This window comes from uncultured Nocardioides sp. (genome assembly GCF_947489365.1).
In the GTDB taxonomy this organism is placed as follows: Bacteria; Actinomycetota; Actinomycetes; order Propionibacteriales; family Nocardioidaceae; genus Nocardioides.
In genome coordinates, this window is record NZ_CANLDB010000001.1 from 308,850 (window position 1) to 334,937 (window position 26,088).

General features: G+C 74.6%; 20 protein-coding genes. 16 read left to right on the top strand and 4 right to left on the bottom strand.

What is annotated here, in order from left to right; genetic code table 11:
* Window positions 1–6 precede the first annotated feature (6 nt).
* A complete protein-coding gene (locus Q0858_RS01490; protein ID WP_299050315.1) occupies window positions 7–471 on the top strand; it encodes an OsmC family protein in 465 nt (154 codons plus the stop codon).
* A gap of 1 nt (window position 472) precedes the next feature.
* Here Q0858_RS01490 and Q0858_RS01495 read toward each other — a convergent pair whose 3' ends face one another.
* The 3 genes from Q0858_RS01495 to Q0858_RS01505 are packed head-to-tail and all read right to left on the bottom strand — an operon-like array spanning window position 473 to window position 2,449.
* Window positions 473–1,696 (bottom strand): DUF6596 domain-containing protein, encoded by a 1,224-nt coding sequence (locus Q0858_RS01495; protein ID WP_299050317.1) that lies wholly within the window; start codon window positions 1,694–1,696, stop codon window positions 473–475.
* Between the two features lie 5 nt (window positions 1,697–1,701).
* Window positions 1,702–2,061 carry a YciI family protein gene (locus Q0858_RS01500; protein WP_299050318.1) on the bottom strand — a complete coding sequence of 120 codons (360 nt, stop codon included), beginning with the start codon at window positions 2,059–2,061 and terminating at the stop codon, window positions 1,702–1,704.
* Window position 2,062: 1 nt separating this feature from the next.
* Window positions 2,063–2,449 carry a YciI family protein gene (locus tag Q0858_RS01505; protein ID WP_299050321.1) on the bottom strand — a complete coding sequence of 129 codons (387 nt, stop codon included), beginning with the start codon at window positions 2,447–2,449 and terminating at the stop codon, window positions 2,063–2,065.
* 162 nt (window positions 2,450–2,611) lie between these two features.
* Between Q0858_RS01505 and Q0858_RS01510 the strand changes: the two genes are divergently transcribed.
* From Q0858_RS01510 to Q0858_RS01570, 13 genes are all read left to right on the top strand, one after another.
* Complete coding sequence (locus tag Q0858_RS01510; protein WP_299050324.1) at window positions 2,612–4,450, top strand: glycerophosphodiester phosphodiesterase family protein; 1,839 nt, start codon at window positions 2,612–2,614, stop codon at window positions 4,448–4,450.
* 110 nt (window positions 4,451–4,560) lie between these two features.
* The gene (locus Q0858_RS01515) at window positions 4,561–5,571 is read left to right on the top strand and encodes a zinc-binding alcohol dehydrogenase family protein (protein WP_299050326.1); all 1,011 of its coding nucleotides are present in this window, start codon (window positions 4,561–4,563) and stop codon (window positions 5,569–5,571) included.
* A gap of 213 nt (window positions 5,572–5,784) precedes the next feature.
* Window positions 5,785–7,413 (top strand): chaperonin GroEL, encoded by a 1,629-nt coding sequence (gene groL / locus Q0858_RS01520; RefSeq protein WP_299050327.1) that lies wholly within the window; start codon window positions 5,785–5,787, stop codon window positions 7,411–7,413.
* A 236-nt stretch (window positions 7,414–7,649) separates the two neighbouring features.
* On the top strand, window positions 7,650–9,194 hold the full coding sequence (locus Q0858_RS01525; RefSeq protein WP_299050329.1) for a hypothetical protein: 1,545 nt from the start codon (window positions 7,650–7,652) through the stop codon (window positions 9,192–9,194).
* Between the two features lie 126 nt (window positions 9,195–9,320).
* A complete protein-coding gene (locus Q0858_RS01530) occupies window positions 9,321–10,328 on the top strand; it encodes a hypothetical protein (RefSeq protein ID WP_299050330.1) in 1,008 nt (335 codons plus the stop codon).
* A 36-nt stretch (window positions 10,329–10,364) separates the two neighbouring features.
* Complete coding sequence (locus Q0858_RS01535) at window positions 10,365–11,405, top strand: hypothetical protein (RefSeq protein ID WP_299050333.1); 1,041 nt, start codon at window positions 10,365–10,367, stop codon at window positions 11,403–11,405.
* Between the two features lie 100 nt (window positions 11,406–11,505).
* Window positions 11,506–12,228: a hypothetical protein gene (locus Q0858_RS01540; RefSeq protein WP_299050335.1), complete on the top strand. Its 723-nt coding sequence runs from the start codon at window positions 11,506–11,508 to the stop codon at window positions 12,226–12,228.
* Complete coding sequence (locus Q0858_RS01545) at window positions 12,225–13,760, top strand: O-antigen ligase family protein (protein ID WP_299050337.1); 1,536 nt, start codon at window positions 12,225–12,227, stop codon at window positions 13,758–13,760. The genes Q0858_RS01540 and Q0858_RS01545 overlap by 4 nt, the downstream gene beginning before the upstream one ends.
* A gap of 74 nt (window positions 13,761–13,834) precedes the next feature.
* A complete protein-coding gene (locus Q0858_RS01550; RefSeq protein WP_299050338.1) occupies window positions 13,835–14,827 on the top strand; it encodes a glycosyltransferase family 4 protein in 993 nt (330 codons plus the stop codon).
* Window positions 14,824–17,193 (top strand): glycosyltransferase, encoded by a 2,370-nt coding sequence (locus Q0858_RS01555; protein ID WP_299050340.1) that lies wholly within the window; start codon window positions 14,824–14,826, stop codon window positions 17,191–17,193. The genes Q0858_RS01550 and Q0858_RS01555 overlap by 4 nt, the downstream gene beginning before the upstream one ends.
* Entirely contained in the window at window positions 17,193–18,440 is a 1,248-nt protein-coding gene (locus Q0858_RS01560; protein ID WP_299050343.1) for a glycosyltransferase family 4 protein, read from the top strand. Before Q0858_RS01555 ends, Q0858_RS01560 begins: the two co-directional genes overlap by 1 nt.
* Window positions 18,437–19,429 (top strand): glycosyltransferase family A protein, encoded by a 993-nt coding sequence (locus Q0858_RS01565; RefSeq protein WP_299050344.1) that lies wholly within the window; start codon window positions 18,437–18,439, stop codon window positions 19,427–19,429. The genes Q0858_RS01560 and Q0858_RS01565 overlap by 4 nt, the downstream gene beginning before the upstream one ends.
* Complete coding sequence (locus Q0858_RS01570; protein ID WP_299050347.1) at window positions 19,426–20,640, top strand: glycosyltransferase family 4 protein; 1,215 nt, start codon at window positions 19,426–19,428, stop codon at window positions 20,638–20,640. The genes Q0858_RS01565 and Q0858_RS01570 overlap by 4 nt, the downstream gene beginning before the upstream one ends.
* Window positions 20,641–20,852: 212 nt before the next feature.
* Here Q0858_RS01570 and Q0858_RS01575 read toward each other — a convergent pair whose 3' ends face one another.
* Window positions 20,853–22,421, bottom strand: a complete 1,569-nt coding sequence (locus tag Q0858_RS01575) for an oligosaccharide flippase family protein (protein ID WP_299050349.1) — start codon at window positions 22,419–22,421, stop codon at window positions 20,853–20,855.
* A gap of 140 nt (window positions 22,422–22,561) precedes the next feature.
* Between Q0858_RS01575 and Q0858_RS01580 the strand changes: the two genes are divergently transcribed.
* Together Q0858_RS01580 and Q0858_RS01585 are read left to right on the top strand one after the other, a co-directional pair.
* Window positions 22,562–24,658, top strand: a complete 2,097-nt coding sequence (locus tag Q0858_RS01580; protein ID WP_299050351.1) for an alginate lyase family protein — start codon at window positions 22,562–22,564, stop codon at window positions 24,656–24,658.
* Window positions 24,659–24,712: 54 nt separating this feature from the next.
* Window positions 24,713–26,083, top strand: coding sequence for a nucleotide sugar dehydrogenase (locus tag Q0858_RS01585; RefSeq protein ID WP_299050352.1), 1,371 nt, complete (start codon window positions 24,713–24,715; stop codon window positions 26,081–26,083).
* The last annotated feature ends 5 nt before the right edge of the window (window positions 26,084–26,088 follow it).

Sequence of the window (26,088 nt, forward strand, 5' to 3'; positions counted from 1 at the left end):
GACCCCGTGGCGGACCACCACTACGCGCTCGACCTCACCTGGACCGGTGACCGCGGCACCGGGACCAGCGGCTACCGCGCCTACGACCGCGACGTCCTCGTCGTCGCCGACGGCAAGCCCGCGCTGGAGGGCTCGGCCGACCGGCCGTTCCGCGGCGACCCGTCCCGGTGGAACCCCGAGGAGCTGCTCCTCGCCGCGCTCGGCCAGTGCCACCTGCTGAGCTACCTGCACGTCGCGGTGGTGCACGGCGTCGTGGTCACGGCGTACGCCGACTCGCCGGTCGGCACGATGCGGCAGGAGGGCATCGGCGGCCGGTTCACCCAGGTCGTGCTGCGACCGCGGGTCACGGTGGCCTCGCCGGAGATGGTCGAGACGGCCACCCGGATCCACCACGACGCCTCGGAGGCGTGCTTCATCGCCGCGTCCGTGAGCTTCCCCGTGCGTCACGAGCCGGTCGTGGTCGCCGGCTGACTCAGCCGAGCGCCGCCCGGCGTCGCGCCAGGTGGGCGGCCTCGACGGCGTTGCGGCACTCCGCGAGCGCGTCGTCGTACGACGCCCGCGCCGCGTCGGCGCGTCCGAGCCGCGCGAGCAGCTCCGCGCGGACCGCGGGGAGCCGGTGCCCGGGGACGACGAGGCTCTCCAGCAGCGCCAGCCCGGCGGCGGGTCCGTCGGCCTCCGCGACGGCGACGGCCCGGGCCAGCCGCACGACCGGCGAGCCGGTCAGCGCCACCAGCTCGTCGTACAGGCTCACGATGCGGGGCCAGTCGGTGTCCTCGGCCCGCGCCGCGGTCGCGTGGCACGCCGCGACCAGCGCCTGCAGCAGGTACGGCGTCGCGGGTGCGGTGGCGAGCGGGGTCAGCAGGTCGACCGCCTCGACGACCTCGGCGTGGTGCCACCGGGAGCGGTCCTGGTCCGGCAGCAGCACCAGTCGTCCGACGTCGTCGAGCCGGGCGTCGCGTCGCGAGTGCTGGAGCAGGACCAGCGCCAGCAGCGCGTCGAGGTCGGGCGACGTCGGAGCGACCTCGCGCGCCACCCGGACGAGCCGGACGGCTTCCGACGTCAGGTCGGGACGGTGCAGGTCGGGACCCGAGGACGGCGCGTAGCCGGCGGTGAAGGCGAGGTAGGCGACGTCGGCGACCACGCCGAGACGGTCACGGAGCGCCGCGCCGGTCGGGACCTCGAACCGCTCGGCGGCGAGACGCTTCCGGGCCCGGGTCAGCCGTGCCGCCATGGTGGGGACCGGCACCAGGAACAGTCGGGCGACCTCCTCGGTCGGGACCCCCACGACGAGCCGCAGCGACAGCGCCGCGGCCGACTCCCGGGCCAGGGCGGGGTGGGCGCACAGCAGCACCAGCCGCAGCCGCTCGTCCACCGCCCCCACCTCCTCCCCGGCGCTGGCCAGCACCCGCTCCGCCTCCTGGGCCCGCGACGCCTCCACCTCGAGCACCGGCTGGGCGCGCGCCCGGACCGCCTCCGCCCGCAGCCGGTCCAGCACGCGCCGACGGGCGACCGTCATCAACCACCCGGCCGGGTTGGCCGGGACCCCGTCGACACCCCAGGTGCGGAGGGCCGCCTCGAACGCCTCGGACAACGCGTCCTCGGCGAGGTCGAGGCGTCCGAACCTCGCCACGAGCAGCGCGAGCAGGCGGCCCCACTGCTCGCGGTGGAGCGCGTCCAGCTCGCCGGGCCGACCCACCTCGTTCAGAACGACACGTCCACGACCTCGCGGACCTCGACGTCGTACTCGCGGGGGAGGAGACGGACCAGCTCGACCGCGACCTCCAGGTCGTCGACCTCGATCAGGTAGTAGCCGCCGAGCTGCTCGGCCGTCTCGGCGTACGGGCCGTCCGTGACGGCGCGGGAGGCGGCGTCGGTGCCGGCCCTCACCGTCCGTGCCGTCGACGCCGGCGCCAGCGCCTCGCCGCCCAGGACGCGGCCGCGGGCGGCGACCGCCTCGTCGAAGGCCGTGAAGTCCGCGACCACGCGCGCCCGGTGGTCGTCGTCGGCGGCCTCCCAGTGCGCGAAGTGGTCGACCTCCGCCAGGAGCACGAGCACCTTCATCTCAGCCCTCCTCCGTCGTGCCGGGAGCCGGCGCGGGCTGCGACGGCTTCGCGGCCCGCACCTCGACGCCGCCGTCGTCGTCGACCAGCAGCGCTGCGCAGGCCAGCAGGTCCTCGAGGTCGTCGGACTCGACCAGGTAGAAGCCGGTCAGCTGCTCGGCCGTCTCGGCGTAGGGACCCTCGGTGCGCACGACGTCACCGTCGCGACGCCGCAGCGCCCGCGCCGCGCGCGAGTGCTCCAGCTCGGCGCCGCCGACGACGGTGTGCCCCCGCGCGGCGAGCGCCTCGGCGAACCGTCCGTGGGCGGCGTACGTCGCGGCGCGGGTCGCCTCGTCGGCGGCCTCCCAGGTCGTGTCGTCGCCGGTCAGCAGCACGGTGTAGGTGGTCATGTCGTCTCCTCGTCTCGGGTGAATGGTCTCTCGTGGTGGTGACGCGCGGAACCGTCGCGGATCGACAGGCGTCGCGGAAAGTTCCGGGAGTTCGACCCCGGGGCGCCCGGGGTTCACCGGGACGCCGCCGGAATCGGCGAGAACGTCCTCGTGCGATCTCGGATGCTCACCACCCTCGCCCTGCTCACCCCGCTCCTCGCCGCCCCCGCGCTCGCGGGTCCGGCCGCGGCCGACCCCGACCCCCGGGCGGTCGACCGGTCGACGGCCTCACGGACCCTCGACCTCCAGGCCCACCGCGGTGGCATGGCGCTCACCGTGGAGTCCACGCGCGCCGGTTTCGCCCGGGCGCTGCGGCTGGGGGTGACGACCCTCGAGCTCGACACCCAGGTCACCGAGGACGGGGTCGCGGTCGTCACCCACGATCGGCGCACCAACCCGGCGGTCTGCACCGACACCGCGCCGGCGACGCCCGGCGACCCGGCCTTCCCCTACGTGGGCTCCTTCGTGCGCGACCTGTCCTGGGACCAGCTGGCGACCCTCGACTGCGGCTCGACGACGAAGTCGGCCACCTACCCGGACCAGCTCGCCGTCCCGGGGGCACGAATGCTGCGCCTCGACGAGCTGTTCGACCTCGTCGAGACCTACGGCGCCGACGGGCCCGACGGCGTCCGCATGAACATCGAGACCAAGGTGGAGGCCGGCGCGCCCGCCGAGACCGCGCCGCGCGGCCGTTTCGTCCGCGCCGTGCTCGCCGAGGTCGAGGACGCCGGGGTCGGCGACCAGGTCAGCATCCAGAGCTTCGACTGGGGTGCGCTGAACCTCGTCCAGCGGCTCGCGCCGGCGCTGCCACTCGTGGCCCTCGACAACGAGGACTTCCTCCAGGAGGGGCAGCCCGGGGCCTCCCCGTGGCTCGGCGGCGCCGACATCGACGACTACGACGGCGACCCGGTCGCCGCGATCGACGACCTCGGTTACGACGCCTGGTCGCCGGTCCAGGGCCGGCCCCAGAACGGCCGCGTCGGCGACGGGACCTTCGTGCCGTACGCCACCCGCGCCGACGTCCGCGACGCCCACCGCCTCGGCCTCGACGTCGTCCCGTGGACCGTGAACGACCGCGCGACGATGGCCTGGTACCTCGACCGCGGGGTGGACGGGCTCATCACCGACCGCCCCGACCTGCTGCGCGACCTCATGGCCGAGCGGGGCATCGACCTGCCGCCGGCGTACGCGAACCCGGGCGGCCGCGTCGTCCTGCCCCCGGCGCACGCCCACAACGACTACGAGCACGAGCGCCCGCTGCGCGACGCGCTCGCCCGCGGCTTCACCAGCGTCGAGGCCGACGTGTGGCTGCGCGACGGGGACCTCCTCGTCGCGCACGACGAGGTCGACCTCGACCCCGCCCGCACCCTGCGCTCCCTCTACCTGGAACCGCTCGCCCGCCGCGTCGAGCGCCTCGACGGCCGGGTGCACCGTGGCAGCGACCGCCCCCTGCAGCTGCTCGTCGACCTCAAGACCGACGGGCCGACGACGTACGCCGAGCTGGACCGTCAGCTGCGCGAGGTCCGCGGGATGCTCAGCCGCTTCGCGCCGACCCTGCGACCCGGTGCGGTCGAGGTCGTCGTCAGCGGCAACCGCCCGCTCGACGAGATGAGTGCCCAGCGCACCCGCTGGGCCGGGTACGACGGTCGGCTGGCGGACCTCGACTCGGACCTCCCGCCGGAGCTCATGCCGCTGGTGAGCGACAACTGGGCGAACCACTTCACCTGGACCGGCGTCGGGGACATGCCGCCCGCGGAGCACGCCAGGCTCGTCTCGTTGGTGCGCCGGGCGCACAGCCAGGGCTACCGGCTGCGGTTCTGGAACACCCCGGACGTCGCGACCCCGGCCCGCGCCCGCCTCTGGGCCGTGCTCGCCGACTCCGGGGTCGACCACCTCAACACCGACGACCTGCCCGGCCTCTCGACGTTCCTGACGAACCGCGGCCTCGCCGAGACGCCCTGACCCGCACCGACCCGGTGGGCCGCACGACGGACGGTGGGACGGGACCCCGCGCGGTGGAGCGCCCGCCTAGGGTCGGCGCCGTACGCAGGGGACGACGACCAGGAGGACAGATGAAGGCGATCGGCTACACCGAGGCAGGATCCGCGAGCGTGCTGAGCGACGTCGAGGTCGAGGACCCGACCCCCGGCCCGCACGACCTGCTGGTCGAGGTCGCCGCCGTCTCGGTGAACCCGGTCGACACGAAGGTCCGCACCCGCGGCGGCTCCGAGGACGGCACGCCGAAGGTCCTCGGGTACGACGCCGCCGGCACCGTCCGCGCGGTGGGTGAGCAGGTCGAGGGCTTCGCCGTCGGCGACGAGGTCTACTACGCGGGCTCCATCGCGCGACCCGGCACCAACTCCGAGCTCCACGTCGTCGACGAGCGCATCGTCGGCGCCAAGCCGACCAGCCTCTCGATGGCGGAGGCCGCGGCCCTGCCGCTGACCGCCATCACGGCGTGGGAGCTGCTGTTCGACCGGCTCGGCGTCGAGCAGGGCGGGGGAGAGGGGCAGACGCTCCTCGTCGTCGGCGCCGCCGGCGGGGTCGGCTCGATCCTCGTCCAGCTCGCCCGGCAGCTCACCTCCCTCCGCGTCGTCGGGACGGCGTCCCGCCCGGAGACCCAGGAGTGGGCCCGCGACCTCGGCGCCCACGACGTCGTCGACCACTCCGGCGACCTCGCCGAGGCCGTCCGCGCGATCGGGGTCGAGCACGTGGACCTGATCGCCGGCCTCACCGGCACCGACGACCACTGGGCGGCGTACGCCGACCTCGTCGCGCCCCAGGGCCGCATCGGGGTCATCGACGACCCCGCCGACGGCCTCGACGTGATGCCCCTGAAGCAGAAGTGCGCCTCCCTGCACTGGGAGTTCATGTTCGCCCGGCCCGTCCACCAGACCCCCGACATGGTCGAGCAGCACCGGCTGCTGGGCGAGGTCGCGCGCCTGGTCGACGAGGGGAAGGTCCGCACCACGCTGACCGAGACGTACGGCGAGATCACCGCCGAGAACGTCGTCCGCGCCCACCGGATGCTCGAGTCGGGTTCGACCCGCGGCAAGGTCGTGCTGGCGGGCTGGCCCGCCTGACGTTCCGACCCGGGACTCCGGCCCGGGAGGCGTTTGCACTCGACTGGGTCGAGTGCTAGACATTGTGTTGGCAGTCTCGTCACGAGAGTGCCAATCCGGACCGGTCAGCTGAGGTCCGCCGCCACCGCGGGAAGGGTCCGCGGGCGGGGGTGGGCCGTCCGTCGCGGGCAGCCCCGGACCACCCCAGACACTCTGTTCAGAGATGCAGGAGCCATGCCGAAGCTGATTGCTTTCAACGAGGAGGCCCGGCGCGGTCTGGAGCGTGGCATGAACACGCTCGCCGACGCCGTCAAGGTCACCCTCGGTCCCAAGGGCCGCAACGTCGTCCTCGAGAAGAAGTGGGGCGCGCCCACCATCACCAACGATGGTGTGAGCATCGCCAAGGAGATCGAGCTCGAGGACCCGTACGAGAAGATCGGTGCCGAGCTCGTCAAGGAGGTCGCCAAGAAGACCGACGACGTCGCGGGCGACGGCACCACCACCGCCACCGTCCTGGCCCAGGCCATGGTCCGCGAGGGCCTGCGCAACGTCGCGGCCGGCGCGAACCCGATGGCGCTGAAGCGCGGCATCGAGCAGGCCGTCGCCTCCGTCTCCGAGCAGCTGCTCGGCATGGCGAAGGACGTCGAGACCAAGGAGCAGATCGCCGCCACCGCGGGCATCTCCGCGGGCGACCCCTCGGTCGGCGAGCTCATCGCCGAGGCGATGGACAAGGTCGGCAAGGAAGGCGTCATCACCGTCGAGGAGTCCAACACCTTCGGGCTGGACCTCGAGCTCACCGAGGGCATGCGGTTCGACAAGGGCTACATCTCGGCGTACTTCGCGACCGACATGGAGCGCATGGAGGCCGTCCTCGACGACCCCTACGTGCTCATCGTCAACTCGAAGATCTCGTCGGTGAAGGACCTGCTGCCGCTCCTCGAGAAGGTCATGCAGGCCGGCAAGCCGCTGCTGATCATCGCCGAGGACACCGACGGCGAGGCGCTGTCCACCCTCGTGGTGAACAAGATCAAGGGCACCTTCAAGTCCGTCGCCGTCAAGGCCCCGGGCTTCGGTGACCGCCGTAAGGCCATGCTGCAGGACATCGCGATCCTCACCGGCGGCCAGGTCATCTCCGAGGAGGTCGGGCTCAAGCTCGACACCGCCGGCGTGGAGCTGCTCGGCCAGGCCCGCAAGGTCGTCATCACCAAGGACGAGACCACCATCGTCGAGGGTGCGGGCGACCAGGCCCAGATCGAGGGCCGGGTCAACCAGATCCGTGCGGAGATCGAGAACTCGGACTCCGACTACGACCGCGAGAAGCTCCAGGAGCGCCTCGCCAAGCTGGCCGGCGGCGTCGCCGTCATCAAGGTCGGCGCGGCCACCGAGGTCGAGCTCAAGGAGCGCAAGCACCGCATCGAGGACGCCGTCCGCAACGCGAAGGCGGCCGTCGAGGAGGGCATCGTCGCCGGCGGCGGCGTCGCCCTGGTGCAGGCGTCGACCCGTGCGTTCGAGAAGAGCGACCTCGAGGGTGACGAGGCCACCGGTGCGCAGATCGTGCGCCTGGCGGTCGAGGCCCCGCTGAAGCAGATCGCGGTGAACGCCGGCCTCGAGGGCGGCGTCGTCGCGGAGAAGGTCCGCAACCTGGAGGCCGGTCACGGCCTCAACGCGGCCACCGGCGAGTACGTCGACATGCTCGCCGCGGGCATCAACGACCCGGTGAAGGTCACCCGCTCGGCGCTGCAGAACGCCGCGTCGATCGCCGCGCTGTTCCTCACCACCGAGGCCGTCGTGGCCGACAAGCCGGAGAAGGCCCCCGCCGGTGGCGGCGACCCGACCGGTGGCATGGGCGGCATGGACTTCTGAGTCCCGCCCGCTGCCGCACCGGCAGCACCCGCACGAGGCCCCCGTCGTCCGCGACGGGGGCCTCGTCGCGTCCCCGGGGCCACCGATCTCCTCCGGTGTCGCACCGGGGCCGGGCACTTTGTCGAATTGCAGGACTCTTGCGGAAAAGCGTTCTACCTTCTTGAGGTAGTTCCTCTTCCCCCTCGTTCCCCGCCCCGGCGTCCGGGCCCCGCGGCGGTTCGCCTCCTGGAGTCCCCATGCTTCGCTCCCGCCTGCCCTGGCTCCGCCCCTCCGTCGTGGTGACGGCCGGGCTCGTCCTCGCCGGAGGACTCCTGACGCCCGGTGCCGCCGTCGGCGCCCCCGCGGACCCGGCCCTCCGCGTCGGGACGAACCTCTCCCCGAACCCGGTGCTCGCCCAGGACCGCGACGGCTGGCGCCTGGACGGCGACGGCACCTCGACCCGGGTGGCGGTGGTGCGCCGGGAGGCCCGGCACGCGCTGCAGGTCACCGGTCCCCGCGGCCCCGTCACCGTCACCGCACCCGCCACCCCGCTCGGCGCGGACGTCGCCCGTCTCGACCTCGGCCTCGACGTGAAGGCCGCCACCGGCACGGTCACCGACCTCGTCGCCACCTTCCTCGGCCCCGCCGGCGACACGCTGTCGACCGTCTCGGTCCGGCGCCTGACCGGGCCGCTCTGGCGGGCCGTCGGCGTCGGCGCGGACGTCCCCGACGAGGCCACCGCCGTGTCGCTCGCCGCCGTCGTCCGCGGCCTCCGCGGCCGCCCCCTCCACGTCACCCGCCACCTGGCCTCGATCGCCGTCCTCGACGAGCAGCCGGAGCCCGAGCCGGAGCCCGAGCCCGAGCCGGAGCCCGAGCCCGAGCCGGAGCCGGAGCCGGAGCCGGAGCCCGAGCAGCCGGAGCCGCCGCGCGTCCTCGACAACAGCGTCACCCAGCCGGCCCTGGTGGCGTACGGCGCCGCACGCCACGCCACGCCGTACGCCCAGGAGGGCGCGCTCGTGATCGCCGGCCGCGACAACTACGGCTCGCCGGAGATGAAGGCCGTCTCCGAGGCGGGCGGGACCGTGCTGGTCTACCTCGACCTCGTCATCGACAACGACTACGGCCGCTACCACCAGCTGCTCAACGAGCCCTCCGCCTGCGGGGGTGCTGCCACCCAGCGCTGGCCGGGGGACATCAGGGCCAACGACTGGGGCTACCTCAACGACTTCCGGGCCGGCTCGGTCGTCCAGCAGAAGCTCGAGTGCGTCCTCGAGACGATCGTGCGGGAGAACCCGCACATCGGAGGCTTCTTCGCCGACGACCTCGGCTCCCGGTCCTGGTTCCGCGGCTTCGACTGGTCCACGTTCGGGGCGGCGAACCAGCAGGCCTACCGCGACGGCGCCATCGCGGCGTCGCAGACCTTCCGGCGCGTCGCCGACCGCCACGGCCTGATCTTCATGGTCAACGGCACCTGGCAGGGCGGCGCGACCGCCACCAACGGCGGTGGGTACCCCAACGCCATGGAGCACGGCAACGCCCTGGCCGACGGCACCTTCGCCGAGAACCACGCCGCGGACGCCTACTGGGGCAGGGCCTACCCCTGCGCCCGCCAGTGGGCCACCCAGTCGTCCGTGACGAACGGCACGGCCTTCAACTTCGCCGTCCACCGCGACGACCGGGTCCGCGCCGACTTCACCCGGACCGGGTGCTACGCGTTCGCGGCCACCCACCAGGCCTACGACACCGCCCCGGTCTGGGGACCGTTCCGCCGGACCGGCCTGCCCAGCCACGTCCGTCGGTAGCGACACGGTCGGCACCGATCTCCGGGATCCACGCGACATCGCACCGGAAAAATTGCACAATTCCTGAGGACCGGTGTGGCAACCGGCCCCGCAGTCCCCCCACCCCCCACAGCCCGGAGCCCCCCCATGCTCGGACGCCCCACCCCCCGCCGACTCACGCTCGGCGTCCTCACCCTCGTGCTCACCACCGCCCTCAGCGGCCTGCTCGCCCCAGGGGCGTCCGGTCTCGACCAGGACGCGGAGGCCCGGGGCGGGTCGCGACTCGACAACTCCCACACCCAGCCCGCCCTGGTCGCGTACGGCGCCCCCCAGCACGCCGAGCCGTACGCCCGCCGCGGCTCGCTGGTGATCGCCGGACGGGAGAACTTCGGCTCGCCCGCGATGAAGGACGTCTCCCGGGCCGGGGGCACCGTGCTGGTCTACCTCGACCCGATCATCGACAACGCCTACGGCCGCTACCACCAGATGCTCAACAAGCCGTCCCGCTGCGGCAGCCGCGCGACGAAGCGGTGGCCCGGCTCGATCCGCGCGAACGACTGGGGCTACCTCAACGACTTCCGGCGCGGCTCGGTCCTGCAGCGCAAGCTCGGCTGCGTGCTGCGCACCATCGCCCGGGAGAACCCGCACATCGGCGGCTTCTTCGCCGACGACGTCGGGTCGCGCTCCTGGTTCCCCGGCTTCGACTGGAACCGCTTCGGCGCCGCGAACCAGCGGGCCTACCGGGCCGGCGCGATCGCGGTCATGAAGACGTTCCGGCGGGTCGCCGACGACTTCGGCCTGATGGTCATGGTCAACGGCACCTGGCAGGGCGGCTCCACCGCGGAGCACGGTGGCGGCTACCCGAACGCCTCGCAGAACGGCAACGCGCTGGCCGACGGCACCTTCGCGGAGAACCACACCGCCGACGCCTTCTGGGGCCACGCCTACCCGTGCGCCAAGCAGTGGGCGAACCGGTCGAGGACCACCCGCGGCAAGCAGTTCAACTTCGCCGTCACCCGCGACGACAGCACACGGAACGCGTTCGCGCGGACCGGGTGCTACGCCTTCGCCGCCACCCACCAGAGCTACGACACCGCCCGGGTCTGGGGCCCGGCGCGACGGACCGGTCTGCCGCACCGGGTCCGTCGGCGCTGACCTCGCGCCCCTGGGGCCGTCCGTAGGCTGGACGGCATGCGACGCCGGCGGTCCCGTGCCCCCGTCGCACCCGGGGTCCCGGTGCTGCGCCCGGTCCCGAGCTCGGTCCTGCGCCCGGTGCTGGCCGTGGTGCTGCTCGCGCTGGTGACCGCCGGCTGCACGGCCGGCCGCGACCCGGCGTACGACGACACGGGCGAGCCGCCCGTGTCCGGCGGCGTCGTGACCCAGCCCGCGACGCTCGCCTACGGCACCCCCCGCGGGGTCGAGCAGTACGCCGAGCCCGGTGGGCTCGTCGTCGCGGGCCGGAACAACTACGGCGCGCAGGAGTTCCAGGACGTCGCCGCGGCCGGGGGGACCGTGCTGGTCTACCTCGACGCGATCATCGACAACGACGAGGGCCGCTACCACGAGCTGCTGCTCCAGGACTCCGACTGCGGGCCCGCCGTGGAGCCCTGGCCGGGCGAGCCGGGCGCCAACGAGTACGGCGACCTCACCGACTTCCGCCCCGGCTCCGTGCTGCAGGACAAGCTGCGCTGCGTGATGGAGACGATGGTCGAGGAGAACCCCCACATGGGCGGCTGGTTCCTCGACGACGTCGGCTCCCGCTCCTACTTCCCCGACACCGACTGGGAGTCCTGGAGCGCCGAGGACCAGCAGGACTACCGCGACGGGGCCATCGAGATCACCCGCACCGCCCGTGAGGTGGCCGACGAGCACGGGCTCGTCTTCGTCGTCAACGGCACCTGGGGCGCCGGCAGCGTCGCCGAGGCCGGAGGTGGCTACCCCGACGCCGACCGTCCCGGCAACGCCCTCGCCGACGGGGGCTTCGTCGAGAACCAGGACGAGAACCTCGAGTACTTCGCGCCGTACGCCTGCGACGGCCAGTGGGCCGAGGACTCCCCGGTGACCCGGGGCGATCCCGTGAACTTCGCCGTGACCGAGACCGTCGAGGCGCGGGACGCCTACATCGCCTCGGGCTGCTTCTCCTACGTCCAGCGCCACGACGGGTACGACCTGCCCGTCCCTCCCTGGGCGGGCTTCCGCGACCGGGGCCTGCCCACCGGCGTCAGCGGATAGTCCGGACTCCGCCCGTCGGGCCACGTGCCGTCCTTACACTGGGCGGCGTCGTCCGGCACCCGCCGGCGGCACGGGGGAGTGGCCGAGGGGGCGCACCAGCATGTCCGAGCCCGACCATCGCACGCCGCGCCGTGAGCGCGACATCCTCGTCGCGCTCATGGCGGACGTCCGCGCCTTCCGCTGGGTCGCGATCGTCGTCCTCCTCCTCGCCGTCGGTGGGGCGGTCGCGGCGACGGTGCTGTCGCCGACGACGTACACGGGACGGTCGTCGCTCATCGTCAGCTCGAACGACCGCTCACCCGACCAGGACGCCGTCCTGGTGCAGGGCTACGTCGACTACTTCGACGACGTCGCCTACCAGGCGCAGATCCTCGAGGCGGCGGGCGTCGAGGGGTCCGTGCAGATCGAGGCCCGCTCGGCCGCCTCCAGCCCGATCATGATCGTCGAGGCGACGGCCGACGACCCCGACGTCGCGGCCGAGGCATCCGCCGCGGTGGCGCAGGCGTTCCGCGACAGCATCAACGAGGTCCGGACCCAGGAGAAGCAGACGCAGGTCGACCAGCTCCAGAGCCGCCTCGACGCCCGGCGTCGTGCCGACGGGGCCGAGTCCGGCGGGGTCGCGGCGCTCCGCTCGGAGCTGCTGAGGATCGAGGCCGACCGCACCGACGAGCTCCAGGACCTCCAGCTCGACGGCGGCGTCTCCGAGAACTCCGCCGACCCGGTCACGAACCTCGGCCTCGGCGTGGTCGGGGGTCTCGTCCTCGGTGTCTGCGCCGCCGCGGCCACCGGGGCCGTCGCCCGGCGGCGCGGCCGCCGGAGGTGACCCCGACGGCCGAGGCGGCGGAGACGGCCGCCGGCGGACCCGGCGGACCCGGCGGACCGGTCGACCCGGCGCCCGAGCCGTCCTCGCTGGGCCCCGGACTCCTCGTGCTCGGCGTGGTCGGGCTCGTCGTGGCCGGCGTCGTCGTCGTCGCCCCCGCGCAGTACGGCGTCCTCGTGCTGATGGCCGCGATCGCCCTCGTCGCCGTCGTCCTCGGGCTCGCCAGCCCCGCGCTCGCCGCGGCGTACCTGCTCGTGTCGACGTTCCTGCGCCAGGCCCTGCCCACCGGGCCGCTGCCCACGGACGCGTTCATCCTCGCCTTCGGCGGGCTGCTGGCAGCGCTGGTCATCCGGAGGTTCCAGGGGGCGCGGTCCGTGCCCGTGGGCCGGCTCGGGTACGTCGTGGCCGCCTACGTCGCCTGGACGGTCTTCTCGGCGGTCTCCGCGCACACCTACGACGCCGTGTTCCCCTCCGACGGGACCGAGATCGAGGTCCTCCGCTTCCTCCTCGTCGGCACCGTGATGCCGCTCGTCGTCCTCCTGGTCGGCATCGCGGTCCTCAGCCGCCCCGGCCCGGTCGAGGTGCTCGTCCGCACCACGCTGCTCATCGGGGGCTACTCCGCCTACGTGTCGATCATGCAGTTCCACGGGCCGGCCGCGCTGGTCTGGCCGTCGTACGCCGCGGGCAGCGACGTGTGGGTGGGTCGCGCCATCGGCGTGGTGAACCAGCCCGCCGCCCACGGGCTGCTGCTGATCGTCGGCTACGTGGTCGCGCTGATGGTCGCCTCCGAGCCCTGGCGCCGGCGCGCGGTGCGGGTGGCCTCCGCGCTGCTGGCCCTGGCCTGCGCCTACTCCGTCTTCCTGACCTACACCCGCGCGGTGTACGTCGCCCTCGCCCTCGTCGTCCTGCTCGGGTCGTGGCTCGCCCGGGGCTGGCGCACCGGGTTCGTCCTGACCGGTCTCGTCGGTCTCGTCGGCGCGGCCGCCAACTTCTCCAGCCTGGCCTCCGACAGCCGCGCGACCGGCGGCATCGGGTCGACCAACGAGATCGACGACCGCCTCAACATCAACGCCACCGGGGTGTGGGCGACCCTCCAGGAGCCGATCACCGGGTGGGGGATCGGCCGATTCGGCGCCGTCAACACCTACCACCACCAGCAGTTCTCGCCCGAGATCCCGTGGGAGCGGGGGTACGGGATCGCCGCCCACAACGACCTGCTCGCGGTGTCCTCCGAGCTGGGGCTCGTCGGGGCCGCGCTGTGGCTCACGATCGTCGTGCTCCTCGCCGTGCGGCTGGTGCGCGGGCTGCGCACGACCGGCGCCGACCCGGCACGCGGCCGTCTCGTCCTCGCGGCGCTGCTGGCCTACGTCTCCTGGATCGTCTCGGGCCTGCTCGTCGACCAGCGCTTCTTCGACGTCACCAACCTGCTCGTGATGGTCCTCGTGGGCGCGGCCATCGGCAGCGCCGAGCGCGCCGTCGTCCCCCGCTCGCGCTCCGCCCAGCGCGTCGAGCCCGCCGGGGTGGTCGGGGCGTGACGCGCGGCCGGGGGGTCGTGTGGGTCTCGACCAGCACCGCCACGCGCGGGGGCATCGCGAGCTACGTGCGCTCGATGGCGACGACACCGCTGTGGACCCGCTGGTCGGTCACCCACGTCGCCACCCACGAGGACGGCTCCGCGGCGCGCAAGGTGCTCCGCTTCGTGCTCGGCGGGACGCAGGTGCTGCTGCGGCTGCTGCTGCACCGCCCGGCCCTGCTGCACATCCACACCTCGACCGACGGCAGCTTCGTGCGCAAGTCGCTGCTCGCCCGCGCCGCGACGGCCCGCGGGGTCCCCGTCGTCCTGCACGTGCACGGCGGGGCGTTCGACAGCTTCCACGACCGGGCCCCCCGCCCGGTGCAGCGGTGGATCCGCAGCACGCTGGAGGCCGTCGACGTGGTGGTGGCGCTCGGCCCGACGTGGGCGGCGGTGCTGTCCCGGATCGCCCCGGCCGCGCGGGTCGTCGTCGTCCCCAACGCGGTGGACCCGGGCCCCGCCCCGACCGCGGCGACCCGGTCCGGCCCCCGCACCGTGCTCTTCCTCGGACAGGTCAGTGCGCTCAAGAACGTGCCGGTGCTCGTCGAGGCGTGGGCGAAGGTCCTGCCCGGTCTCGCCGCGCCGGCGCGCCTGGTCGTCGCGGGCGACGGCGACGACCTCGACCGGGTCCGGGCCACGGTCGCCACGCACGGGGTCGGGAGCGACGTCGACCTCCGCGGCTGGGTGCCCCCGGAGGAGGTCGACGGACTGCTCGGCGCGGCCGACGTCCTCGTCCTGCCCTCGAAGTGGGAGGGCCAGCCGATGGCCGTCCTCGAGGGCATGGCCCGCGGCCTCGCGGTCGTCGCGACCCGGGTCGGCGGCCTGGTCGACCTGGTGGACGCCGACAGCGGCCTCCTGGTCCCCCCGGACGACGCCGACGCCCTGGCCGACGCCCTCGTGCAGGTCCTGACCGACGACGACCTCCGCGTCCGCCTCGCGCACGGCGGCCGCCGGCGGGTGGAGACCGAGTTCTCGGTCGACCGGACCTGGCGTACGCTCGACGACCTCTACCGCGAGCTGGTCCGGTGAGGGCGCCCGGGCCGCTCCGGGTCACCTTCGTGGTCCCGGACCTCGCGGTCGGCGGCGCCGAGCGCCACGTCGTCGACCTCCTCGCCCGTCTCGACCGCGACGTGGTGGAGCCCCGCGTCGTCTGCCTCGGCGCCCCGGGCCGGCTCTTCGACGCGGCCGCACAGGTGGCACCGGCGACCGCGTTCGGGCACGCCCGACGCGACGCGGCGCGCAGCGTCGTCGCCCTCGCGCGCGAGCTGCGGCGCACCCGCACCGACGTCGTCGTCGCTCGCGGCTACAGCGCGGAGCTGGTCGGTCGGGTCGCCGCCGTCCTCGCCCGGGTGCCGCGCTCCGTCGTCTGGGTCCACAACTGCGGCAGCCTCACCCCCCGCGGCCGCCTGCGGGGCCTCGCCGACCGCGTGCTGGACCCGGCGACCGCCGCCTACTTCGGCGTCGCCCACCGCCAGGTCCCCTACCTGGTCGACGAGCTGGGCTACCCGGCCGACAAGGTCCGCATCCTGCACAACGGCGTCGACGTCGACGCGTTCTCTCGCCCGGCCGACCTCGCCGCCCGCGACGAGACCCGCGCCGCGCTGGGGCTGGCGCCCGACGACGTCGCGATCGGCATCCTCGCCGCGCTGCGCCCCGAGAAGGAGCACGAGCTGCTCCTCGCCGCCGTACGACGGGTGGTCGCCGTGGCTCCCCACGCGCGGCTCGTGGTGGTCGGCGACGGTGAGCGCCGGCCCGGCCTGGAGGAGCACGCCGCCGCGCTCGGCCTGGGCGACCGCGTGGTCTTCGCGGGCTACCGCTCCGACGTGCCGCAGGTCCTCGCCGCGCTCGACGTGATCACCCTCGCCTCCTCGGCGGTGGAGTGCTTTCCGATCTCCCTGCTGGAGGCGATGGCCAGCGGCCTGCCGGCCGTCTGCACCGACGTCGGCGGCGTGGGCGAGATCGTCGTCGACGGCGAGACCGGGTTCCTCGTGCCGTCGCGCCGGGAGGAGCCGCTCGCGGACCGCCTGGGTGCCCTCGCCGCCGACCCCTCGCTGCGGCGCCGCATGGGGGAGGCGGGCCGCGCCCGGGTCCGGGAGCACTTCACCCTCGCCGCCAACGTCCGTGAGACCGAGCGTCGGCTCACGGAGCTCACCGAGCCGACCCCCGGCGGCCGCCGTCCCGCCGGCGCCGGCAGGGCCGGTGCGCGACCTGTCGAGCTGGCCGTCGTCATGGACACCACCGCGGTCGGCGGCGCGGAGAACGTGGTCCTCGCCATGTGCGCCGCCTTCGACCCCGACCGCGTGCGCCCCCGGCTCGTCTGCCTGCGCGAGGAGGGTCCCCTCGCCGACGACTTCCGCCGGGCCGGGGTGCCGGTGACGGCGCTGGGTCGCAGCGGACGCTTCGACCTGCGCACGCTGCCGCGGCTGGTGCGGGCGCTGCGCGGCGCCGACGCCGTGCTGGTGTCGCACCACCACCGGGCCTCGCTGGTGCTCGGCCGCCTCGCAGGGCGGCTGGCCGGTGCCCGTCACACGGTGGTCGCGGCGCACGACATGGGCCTCGTGGAGCTCGGCGGGCGGGTGCTGCCCCGCACGACCGTCGCCAGCCTGCGGTGGACGGGGGCCCTGGTGCTCCTCGCGCCCAGCCAGGGTCGCTACCTCCACGACCAGGAGGGCGTCGGCCGCCGGCCCTGGAGCCGCACCCGCGAGGTCGTCGTCCCCAACGGCATCCCGCTGCCGCCGCCCCCGCCCGACGGCGCCCGCGGTGCTGCCCGCGCCGCTCTCGACCTGCCGGACGGGGCATTCGTGGTCGGCGTCGTGGCCCGGTTGTCGGCACAGAAGGCGCACCACGTCCTGCTGCAGGCGTTCGTCCGGGTCCGCGCGGAGGTGCCCGACGCCCGCCTCGTCGTGGTCGGGGACGGGGAGCGCCGCACCGAGCTGGAGGCGCTCGCCGCCGACCTCGGTCTGGGGGACGCCGTCCTGTTCACGGGGGTCCGGCGCGACGTGGCCGACCTGCTGCCCGGCTTCGACGTCCTCGCGCTGTCGTCGGTCCACGAGGCCGCGCCCCTCGTCGTGATCGAGGCGATGGCCGCGGGGGTGCCGGTGGTCGCGACCGACTGCGGCGCCCTGCGGGACATGGTCGCCGAGCCCACCGAGGGCCTGCTCGTCAGGGTGGGCGACCACGTGGGGCTCGCGGCCGCCCTGACCCGCCTCGCCGGGGACCCGCAGGAGCGGGACCGGATGGGGGCGGCCGCCCGCCGTCGCGCCGAGCGGGACTTCGACGTCACCGCCACGGCACGCGGCTACGAGGACCTCCTGGCCGACCTGACCGGACCCGCCCGGGCCGAGCGTCCCCGCTCTCCCCGCTCTCCCCACGACAGCCACGAGAGGCACACCTGATGAGCACCCCACGCAGGGCGCCGCACGTCCTGGTCCTGGTCGAGAACCTGTCGGTCCCCCTGGATCGGCGGGTGACCCAGGAGAGCCGCTGCCTCGTCGAGGCCGGCTACCAGGTCACCGTGATCTGCCCGCGGGGGAGGACCCAGGACACCGAGCCCGAGGCCGTCGTCGACGGCATCCGGGTGCTGCGCTACCCCCTGACCCCCGCCACCGGGGGCGCCAGCGGCTACCCCAAGGAGTACGCCGTCGCCCTCTGGCACACCTTCCGGCTCGCGCTGCGCGTCCGACGTCAGGGGCCGGTGGACGTCGTGCAGGCGTGCAACCCGCCCGACCTGCTGTTCCTCGTGGCGCTGGCGCTGCGGCCCCGCGGCGCTCGCTTCGTCTTCGACCACCACGACCTCGTCCCGGAGCTGTTCCTCTCCCGCTTCACGGGCGCCCGTCGCGGGCTCCTCTACTGGGCGACCCGGGTCGTGGAGCGCCTCACGTTCGCGGCCGCCGACGGGGTCATCTCGACGAACGAGAGCTACCGGGAGATCGCCGTACGGCGGGGGAAGGTCGACCCGGCCGACGTCACGGTCGTCCGCAGCGGGCCCGACCTGTCCCGCTTCGAACGGCTCGACCCGGACCCGGACCTGCGCCGCGGCAAGGAGCACCTGCTCGCCTACCTCGGGGTCATGGGCCCCCAGGACGGCGTCGACTACGCGCTGCGGGCCGTCGGCGAGCTGCGCGCCCGGGGCCGGGACGACTTCCACTGCATCCTCATGGGGGCCGGCGACTCGCTGGAGGACCTCCGGGCGCTGAGCACCGAGCTGGGACTCGACGACGTGGTCGACTTCCCCGGGCGGGTGTCCGACGACTTCGTCCGGCGCTGCCTGTCGACCGCGTCGGTCTGCCTCTCGCCCGACCCGAAGAACCCCCTCAACGACCTCTCGACGATGAACAAGGTCGTGGAGTACATGGCGATGGGACGGCCCCTGGTCTCCTTCGACCTGAAGGAGGCCCGGGTCTCGGCGGGGGACGCCGCGCTCTACGCGACCGACGACGACCCCGTGCGCCTCGCCGACGACGTCGAGACCCTCCTCGACGACGCCGACCTCCGCGAGGAGATGGGCCGTCGGGGGCGCGCTCGGGTGGAGCACGAGCTCTCCTGGGACGCCTCCCGTCGCCACCTGCTCGCGTTCTACGCCCGCCTCCTCGGCGCGGACGCCCCCCGACCGGACAGCGGGGAGCGCGGGAGGTCCGCGTGAACGACCGGACGCCCACCTTCAGCTTCCTGACCACGGCGTACCTCACGGAGGACACCGTCGGGCGGGCCATCGGCTCCGTCCTCGACCAGACGTACGACGACTGGGAGCTCGTCGTCGTCGACAACGGCCGCTCCGACGCCATGGCCGCCGTCGTGGCGCCGTTCACCGTCGACCCCCGGGTGCACCTCGTCCGCCAGGAGAACCGCGGCGCCGCCGGCGGCATCGCCGCGGCCGCCGCGCACGCCACCGGCCGGTGGCTGGTCGTGCTCAACTCCGACGACCACGTCGCGCCCACCTTCGCGGCCCGCATGCTCGAGGTGGTGGACGCCTACCCGGACGTCGCGGCCGTCACGTGCGACGCGGTCCGCTTCAGCGACACCGGGGCCGACCCGCCCGGCAGCTACCTCGAGACCGCCGGCCAGCGTCGTCCGGCCGACCCCGACCGTCCGCTGACGGTGGCCGACGTCGTGGACGGTCCGTGCCCGTACTACACGTCGGCGGTGCGCCACGACGTGTGGGAGTCGTCGGGCGGGATGACCAGCCTCCGGCCCGACACCAGCAAGGTGAGCGACCTCGACTTCTGGCTGCGCCTGCTGCTGGCCGGGCACGAGGTCCGCACCGTCCCCGACCGCCTCGGTCGCTTCCGCATCGAGGCGGGCTCGGTCAGCCGGCCGGACGACGACGCGGCGGCCGACGAGCTCGACGACCAGCTGGAGGGCGTGCTGCGTCGCGCCGTGGAGCAGACCGGCGCCCCCGAGGACCGTGACGCCCTCGACCGGGTCCTCGCCCGGCGCCACCGCGAGCGCGCCGTCCGCCACGGGCGGGCCGCGCTGCGCGACAGGGAGACGGCCCGGGCGCGGGAGCACTACCGCGAGGCGTGGCGGCTGAGACCCAGCGGACGGCTCGGCGTCGTCCGGGCCGGCCTGCGGGTCGCACCGTGGCTCGTGCTCCTGGCCCACCGGGCGAAGCGCCGCCGGGACCGGCGATGAGCACGCTCGTCCTGGCGTCGCGAGCGCCGACCTCGCCGACCAGCGGGTACGACCTGCGGGTCCGGCACCTGTGCGAGCACACCCCGGGCCCGCTGCACCTCGCCGTCGTGAGGCTGGCCGCGGACGACGGACCGGACCGGCCCGTGAGCGGCGACGCGGTGGCGGGCTTCGCGTCGACGACCTGGGTCGACGACCTGCTGGTGGGCGCGACCGGCCTCCGTCGCCACCTGCGCCGCAGCGACGCGGACTGGCTGCGCACCTCGCGCCCGGCGGGGTACGCCGCGGCCCGGGGCCGGCTCGAGGCCCTCGTCGCGGAGCACGACGTCGACCTGGTGGTGGTCTTCGGCGGCGACCTGGCCGAGCTCGTCCCCGGTGGCGAGCGGCTCCGCACCGTCCTCGACGTGTGCGACAGCGCCGCCCTGACCCGGCGGCGCGGGCAGGAGGTCGCACCGCCCACGGGCGCGCGCGAGCGCCTGCGCGCCGGGCTCGCCCTCGCGCGCACCCGCGCCCTGGAGGCGTCGCTGCCCGCCCGCTTCGACGAGGTGGTGGCCATCAGCGCCCAGGACACCGCCGAGCTGGTCGCGCTCGCGCCGTCGGGGGCGCAGGTCGCCACCGTGCCCAACGGCGTCGACGACCGGTTCCTGACCGGGATGCTGCCGCCCGGGGACGACCGTGTCGTCGGGTTCTGGGGGAACCTGGTCTTCGGGCCCAACCAGGAGGCCCTGCGGTACTTCCTGCTCGACGTGCACGATCCCCTGCTGCGCCCCCACGGCGTCGGCGTCCGGGTGATCGGACCGAACGCCCCGGACTGGCTGGTCGCCCACGCCGCGGCGGACCCGCTGGTGGACCTCGTCGGGTTCGTGCCCGAGCTCTCCGAGGCCCTGGCCGGGGTCCCGGTCGCGATCAACGCGATGCGGTCGGGGAGCGGGCTGAAGAACAAGGTCCTGGAGGCCTTCGGGATGGGCCTCGTGGTCGTCACGACCACCCGCGGGATCGAGGCGGTCGGGGGCGCTCGCGACGGAGAGCACGTCCTCGTCGCCGACTCCCCCGAGGACCTCGCCGCCGCCGTCCTGGCGGTGCTCGACGACCCGTCCGAGCGCGACCGCCTCCGCACCGCCGCCCACGCGCTGCTCGCGGCCGACTACCGCTGGGAGGCCGTCGGCGCCCGCTGGCGCGCGCTCGTCGAGGGTGGGGAGGCCCGCTCCTCCTGAGGCGGCCGGGTCACGGTGGTCTCGACGACGCGCGCTCGCTGCGCTCGCGTGCTGCTCGACCAGCGGGGGGTCGCCGGAGATCGAGGTGCGAGGCCGGCCACGGCCGAGCCACGAGATCCGGTGACGGTCGGCGGGGCCCTCGCCGGGTCTCGTGGCTCCTCGCCGGGGCTCGGAGCACCTCGACCTCCGGGGTGTCGCCGGGCCCGTCCCCGTCAGCCGCGGCGCAGCGCCTTGCGGAGGATGGGGCCGGCGGTCTCGGTGACCGTCCGGGCCGCCCGGGGGGCGAGGACGCGGAGGAGGACGGCGTACAGCAGGAGGTAGACGAGGCCGTCGACGACGAGGAACGCCAGGGCCACGGCGAGGTCGCGGCCGGCGGAGTCGAGCACCTGGGACTCGAGCGCGTAGACGGCCACGCCGGCCAGGGACGCCGCCAGGACCGTCGGGAGGATCGCCCCGAGCACCGGACGCCACCGCAGCCCCAGGACGGAGCGGGCCATCGCGAGGAGCACGGCGGCGGCCACCCACGTGGTGAGGGTGATCGACAGCCCCACGCCGAACAGCCCTGCGGTCCAGGCGAGCAGGGCCAGGAGCCCGATGCCGAGCACGACCTCGAGCGCGGTGACGTAGTTGAGCAGCGACGTGCGGCCGGCGCCCTTGATGGCCTCCGCCGAGGTCGAGACCGCCGTCCCCAGCCCGAGGCCCGCCAGGCCGACGAGCACCAGCCCGGCGCCGCGCCACTCCTCGCCGAGGACGACGACGACCAGCGGCACCGCCACCGAGGCCAGGGCGGCGCTCATCGCCGCGCCGACCACGACGACCAGGGTGAGCGCCCGCAGGTACGCCGCCCGGAACCGCTCGAGGTCGCCGCTGATCCGGGAGTACGCCGGGAAGAGGGAGTTCGCCCCGACCTCCACGATGACCCCGACCGGGATCAGCGCGATCCTCTCGCCGTACCGGAAGAGGCCGAGGTTCTGCACGCCCAGCAGGCCACCGGTGATGAAGGCCTGCACGGACTTGGTCCCCTGGTCGGCGAACAGCCCGATCGCCAGCGGGGCGCCGTACGAGACGAGCTCGCGGTAGAGCCTGATCGTCGGGCGGCCCCGCCCGGGGCGCCAGTCACAGATCCACCACAGCGTCCCGACCCACGTCAGGGTCGAGGCGTAGCTGCCGATGACGAGGCTCCAGACCCCGAACCCCATCAGGGCGAGCGTCACCGAGACCACGGCGAACACGATCGACACCGAGGGCCCGACGACCAGGCGCCGCAGGACGCTGAACTGCCTCTGGAGGAGTGCCTCGGGCACGTTGACCAGCGACATCAGCAGGACGCCGCCGGCCATGCTCGCGGCGACCACCCCGGCCGTGCGGTCGTCGAAGATCAGGCCGATCACCGGCGCCGCCGCGAGCGCGAGCAGCGTCATGACGGTGCCGGAGAGGAGGGTGGCCCGGAAGACGGTCTCGGCGACGTCGTCGACCTGGTCCTCGCGGTGGACCAGTCCGGAGCGCAGCCCGCCCTCCACGAAGGTCCCGGCGAAGGCGGTCAGCACGCTGCCGGCGGCGAAGAGCCCGACCTCGGTGGGGGAGAGGATCCGGGCCAGCACCACGGTCTGCACCACCGTGATCAGCTGCCCGACCACAATCGCGACCGCGGACGCCGCGGCGACCCGGCCGATCCGCTTGCGCAGCGTGCTCGCGCTCCCGGCGGGTGCGTCAGCGGGTGCGTCGGCCCCGGGTGCGGGCTCGGCCCCGGGTCCAGCGGCGGGGTCCGGACCGACCGTCACCGGAGGCGGTCCTCGGAAGCGGCACCGCGCGGGCGTGGGGTCGCGGGCACCCGCCAACTCTGCCACGCCGACCGTGCCGGGGGAGGGCTAACCTCGCGACGGCGCGGATCGCGCCGACGACGGCGGACGGGGGACGCACGGTGGCGGGTGGACGCCTGGGGTGGTACGCCCGTCGGCTGCGGACGATGGGGCCCGCCGAGCTCGCGTGGCGCGTACGACGGGCCGCCCAGGACGCCGTCCCCGCGCGGCCGGGTCGGCGCTCCGGGCTCCCGGACGACGACGCCTGGTGGGACGAGGCGCTCGCGGCGTTCCGTCGCGCCGACGACCGGCCGGTGCTGCTGGACCGGGAGCGGGCGGAGGCGATCGCCGCCGCGGCCCCCGCGTCGGTGGCCGCGGTCGTCGCCGCCGCGGAGCGGGTGCGCGAGGGCCGGGTGCAGTACTTCGGCTACCCCAAGGTCCGCCTGGCCGACCCCGTCGACTGGCACCACGACCCGCTGCGCGACCACCACTGGCCCCGTGTCGCGGCCCGGCGGCTGGACCACCGCACCGCCCCCGCCGACCCGAAGTGGATCTGGGAGCTCAACCGCCTCCAGCACCTGCCCTGGCTGGCGCAGGCCTGGCTGGTCACCGGGTGCGACGAGTTCGCCGAGACCGCCTTCGCGCACCTCGACTCGTGGGTCGAGCAGAACCCCGTCGGCGTCGGCGTGGCCTGGCGCGGCGCGTTCGAGGCGGGTGTCCGGGCGATCTCCGTGCTGGTCGCGCTGCAGGGCCTGCGCGACAGCCCCCTGCTGGACCGGGACCGGTTCCGCCGCCTCGTCGAGGTCCTCGACGCCGGCGCCGAGGCCTGCTGGCGGGAACGCTCGCTGCACAGCTCGGCCAACAACCACCTCGTGGGGGAGCTGGCGGGTCTTGCGACCACCGCGCTCCTCCTTCCCGAGCTGCCCCGCGCCGCGCGGTGGCGCGCCCGGGCGGTCGAGGCGCTCACCCTCGAGGCCGACCGCCAGGTGCTGCCCGACGGCGCCGGCGCCGAGCAGGCCGTCGGCTACCAGGTCTTCACCGCCGAGCTGCTCCTCGTCGTCCTCACCCTGCTGCGCGCCGGCGGGGACGACGTGCCCCGCGCTCTCGAGCACGCCGTGCGCCGCAGCGGCGACTTCCTGGCCGCCCTCGTCGCCGACGACGAGCCCGCCCCCCGGTACGGCGACGACGACGAGGGCTTCGCGCTGCGACTGGGGCCCGCGAGCCACCCAACGGTGCCCGACCACCTCGCCCTGCTCGCCGCGTACGGCGCCGTCCAGCCGCCCGCCGACCTCCCCGCCGTGGGCGTCGGCCCCCACTGGGTCCACGCCGCGACCGCCGGGGCGCTCGACCCGGTGCCCGGGCCGTGGGTCCCGCCGGCGGGTCCCGCCGCCAGCCGCCACGCGCCGTACGGCGGGCTCGTGGTGCTGCGGTCGCGGGAGGGTGCGGACGCCGACGGTCGGCGGCAGCGGGTGACCGTGGACGTCGGGCCGCTGGGCTACCTGTCCATCGCCGCCCACGGCCACGCCGACGCCCTGGCGCTGACCTGGACCCTCGACGGCGAGGAGGTCGTCGAGGACCCCGGCACCGCGAGCTACTACGGCCACCCCGCGTGGCGCACCGCCCACCGCAGCACCGCCGCCCACGCCACCGTGGCCGTCGACGACGAGGACTCCTCCCAGATGGCGGGCCCCTTCCTCTGGACCACCTACGCCGCCGTCACCGACGTCCGCGTCGACCTGGTCGACGGCATCGTCGAGGCCGCCCACGACGGCTACCTGCGCCTGCCCGACCCGGTGCGGCACCGCCGCCGGGTCGTCGCCGCCCCGGACAGGCTCGGCCTCGAGGTCCGCGACTCGCTCGAGGTCCCGGGCGGCGGCAGCCACTCGGCCGTCGTGTCCTGGCCGCTCGCGCCGGGGCTGTCCGCGCAACCGACCGCCGCCGGCACCAGCGCCGGCGTCAGCGTTCTCCGGGCGGACGGGACGCCGGTCGCGACGGCCGCCGTCACCGCCGACGTGGACGTGGACGTCGACGTCGTCCGGGCCGACCCGGACACCCACCTGGGGTGGTCGTCGTCGCGCCTGGAGGCCCGCGAACCCGCCAGCCTGGTGCGGTTCCGGGTGCGCGCGGAGGGACATGTGTCCCTGACAACCGTCTGGCGGCCCGCCAGGCAGAACGCTTGCCCTGAGAACGTGCAAGATTCACCCAATCCACCTGGATGAGCCTCGGGGCCGCCGTACAGTCGCGGTGTTCGTGCGTCAGTCCAGGGGGGAAAGATGCCACGCGACGTCAGTCGTCCACGTCTGTCCGTGCTCGGTCTCGGGTACGTCGGTTGCGTCTCCGCAGCCTGTTTCGCTGCCGAGGGGCACAGCGTCGTCGGAGTCGACGTCGACGCCTCGAAGACCGCCCTGCTCGCTCGGGGCGTGTCACCGATCGTCGAGGAGCGCATCGGTGACCTCGTCGCCGAGGTGGTCGCCGACGGCCGCCTGCGGGTCGGTCACGACCTCGCCGCCGCGGTCGCGGAGACCGACGTCTCGCTCGTCTGCGTCGGCACGCCGTCCGGGCGCGGCGGCAAGCTGTCGACCGAGCACCTCGAGCGCGTCAGCGAGGAGCTCGGGCTGGCGATCGCCGACAAGGACGCCTGGCACACGGTCGTGTTCCGCAGCACGATGCTGCCCGGCACCTGCGAGGACCTGCTCGTCCCGCTGCTCGAGAAGTACTCCGGCAAGCGCGTCGGGGAGGACTTCGGCGTCTGCGTGAACCCCGAGTTCCTGCGCGAGGGCAGCAGCGTCCGCGACTTCTACGACCCGCCGAAGACGGTGGTCGGCCAGAGCGACGACCGCGCCGGCGACGACGTCCTCGCGCTGTACGACGGCCTGCCGGGCCCCCGCTTCCGGGTGGCCATCGGCACCGCGGAGATGACGAAGTACGTCGACAACAGCTTCCACGCCCTCAAGGTCGGGTTCGCCAACGAGATCGGCGCTGTCTGCTCCGCCCTCGGCGTCGACTCCCACGAGGTCACTGAGATCTTCCTGTCGGACACGAAGCTGAACGTCAGCCCGGCGTACCTGCGCCCGGGCTTCGCGTTCGGCGGGTCCTGCCTGCCGAAGGACGTCCGCGCGCTCACCCACGTCGCCCGCACCCGCGACGTGGCCGTGCCGATCCTCGACCACGTGCTGCCCTCCAACGTCGCGCACCTCGAGCGCGCCGTCCGTCTCGTGGTCGAGCTCGGCCACCGCGACGTGGGGATGTTCGGCCTGACCTTCAAGGCGGGCACGGACGACCTCCGGGAGAGCCCGCTGGTCGAGCTCGCCGAGCGTCTGGTCGGCAAGGGCTTCGACCTGCGCGTCCACGACGCGATCCTCGAGCTCGCCCGCCTGATCGGCGCGAACCGCGCGTTCGTCGACGAGCGCCTGCCGCACCTGGCCCAGCTCATGACCGAGGACGCCGGCGAGGTCGCCGCCCACGGCCGCACCCTCGTGGTCGGCTCACGCGACGAGTCCGTCCTGGCGGCGCTCGGGGCCCTGGACGCCTCCCAGGACGCGGGCGGCGACGGCGTCGACCTCGTCGACCTGGTCCGGCTGCCCGACGAGCTGGTCGACGGGCTGCGCGCACGCGGTGTCCGCTACCACGCGATCGCCTGGTGAGCGGG

Bases quoted from the DNA above. Each gene is read 5' to 3' on its own strand.
- Q0858_RS01500 (WP_299050318.1), bottom strand. From the start codon at position 2,061: ATGAAGGTGCTCGTGCTCCTGGCGGAGGTCGACCACTTCGCGCACTGG.
- Q0858_RS01505 (WP_299050321.1), bottom strand. From the start codon at position 2,449: ATGACCACCTACACCGTGCTGCTGACCGGCGACGACACGACCTGGGAG.
- Q0858_RS01510 (WP_299050324.1), top strand. From the start codon at position 2,612: ATGCTCACCACCCTCGCCCTGCTCACCCCGCTCCTCGCCGCCCCCGCG.
- Q0858_RS01515 (WP_299050326.1), top strand. From the start codon at position 4,561: ATGAAGGCGATCGGCTACACCGAGGCAGGATCCGCGAGCGTGCTGAGC.
- groL (WP_299050327.1), top strand. From the start codon at position 5,785: ATGCCGAAGCTGATTGCTTTCAACGAGGAGGCCCGGCGCGGTCTGGAG.
- Q0858_RS01525 (WP_299050329.1), top strand. From the start codon at position 7,650: ATGCTTCGCTCCCGCCTGCCCTGGCTCCGCCCCTCCGTCGTGGTGACG.
- Q0858_RS01530 (WP_299050330.1), top strand. From the start codon at position 9,321: ATGCTCGGACGCCCCACCCCCCGCCGACTCACGCTCGGCGTCCTCACC.
- Q0858_RS01535 (WP_299050333.1), top strand. From the start codon at position 10,365: ATGCGACGCCGGCGGTCCCGTGCCCCCGTCGCACCCGGGGTCCCGGTG.
- Q0858_RS01540 (WP_299050335.1), top strand. From the start codon at position 11,506: ATGTCCGAGCCCGACCATCGCACGCCGCGCCGTGAGCGCGACATCCTC.
- Q0858_RS01550 (WP_299050338.1), top strand. From the start codon at position 13,835: ATGGCGACGACACCGCTGTGGACCCGCTGGTCGGTCACCCACGTCGCC.
- Q0858_RS01560 (WP_299050343.1), top strand. From the start codon at position 17,193: ATGAGCACCCCACGCAGGGCGCCGCACGTCCTGGTCCTGGTCGAGAAC.
- Q0858_RS01570 (WP_299050347.1), top strand. From the start codon at position 19,426: ATGAGCACGCTCGTCCTGGCGTCGCGAGCGCCGACCTCGCCGACCAGC.
- Q0858_RS01585 (WP_299050352.1), top strand. From the start codon at position 24,713: ATGCCACGCGACGTCAGTCGTCCACGTCTGTCCGTGCTCGGTCTCGGG.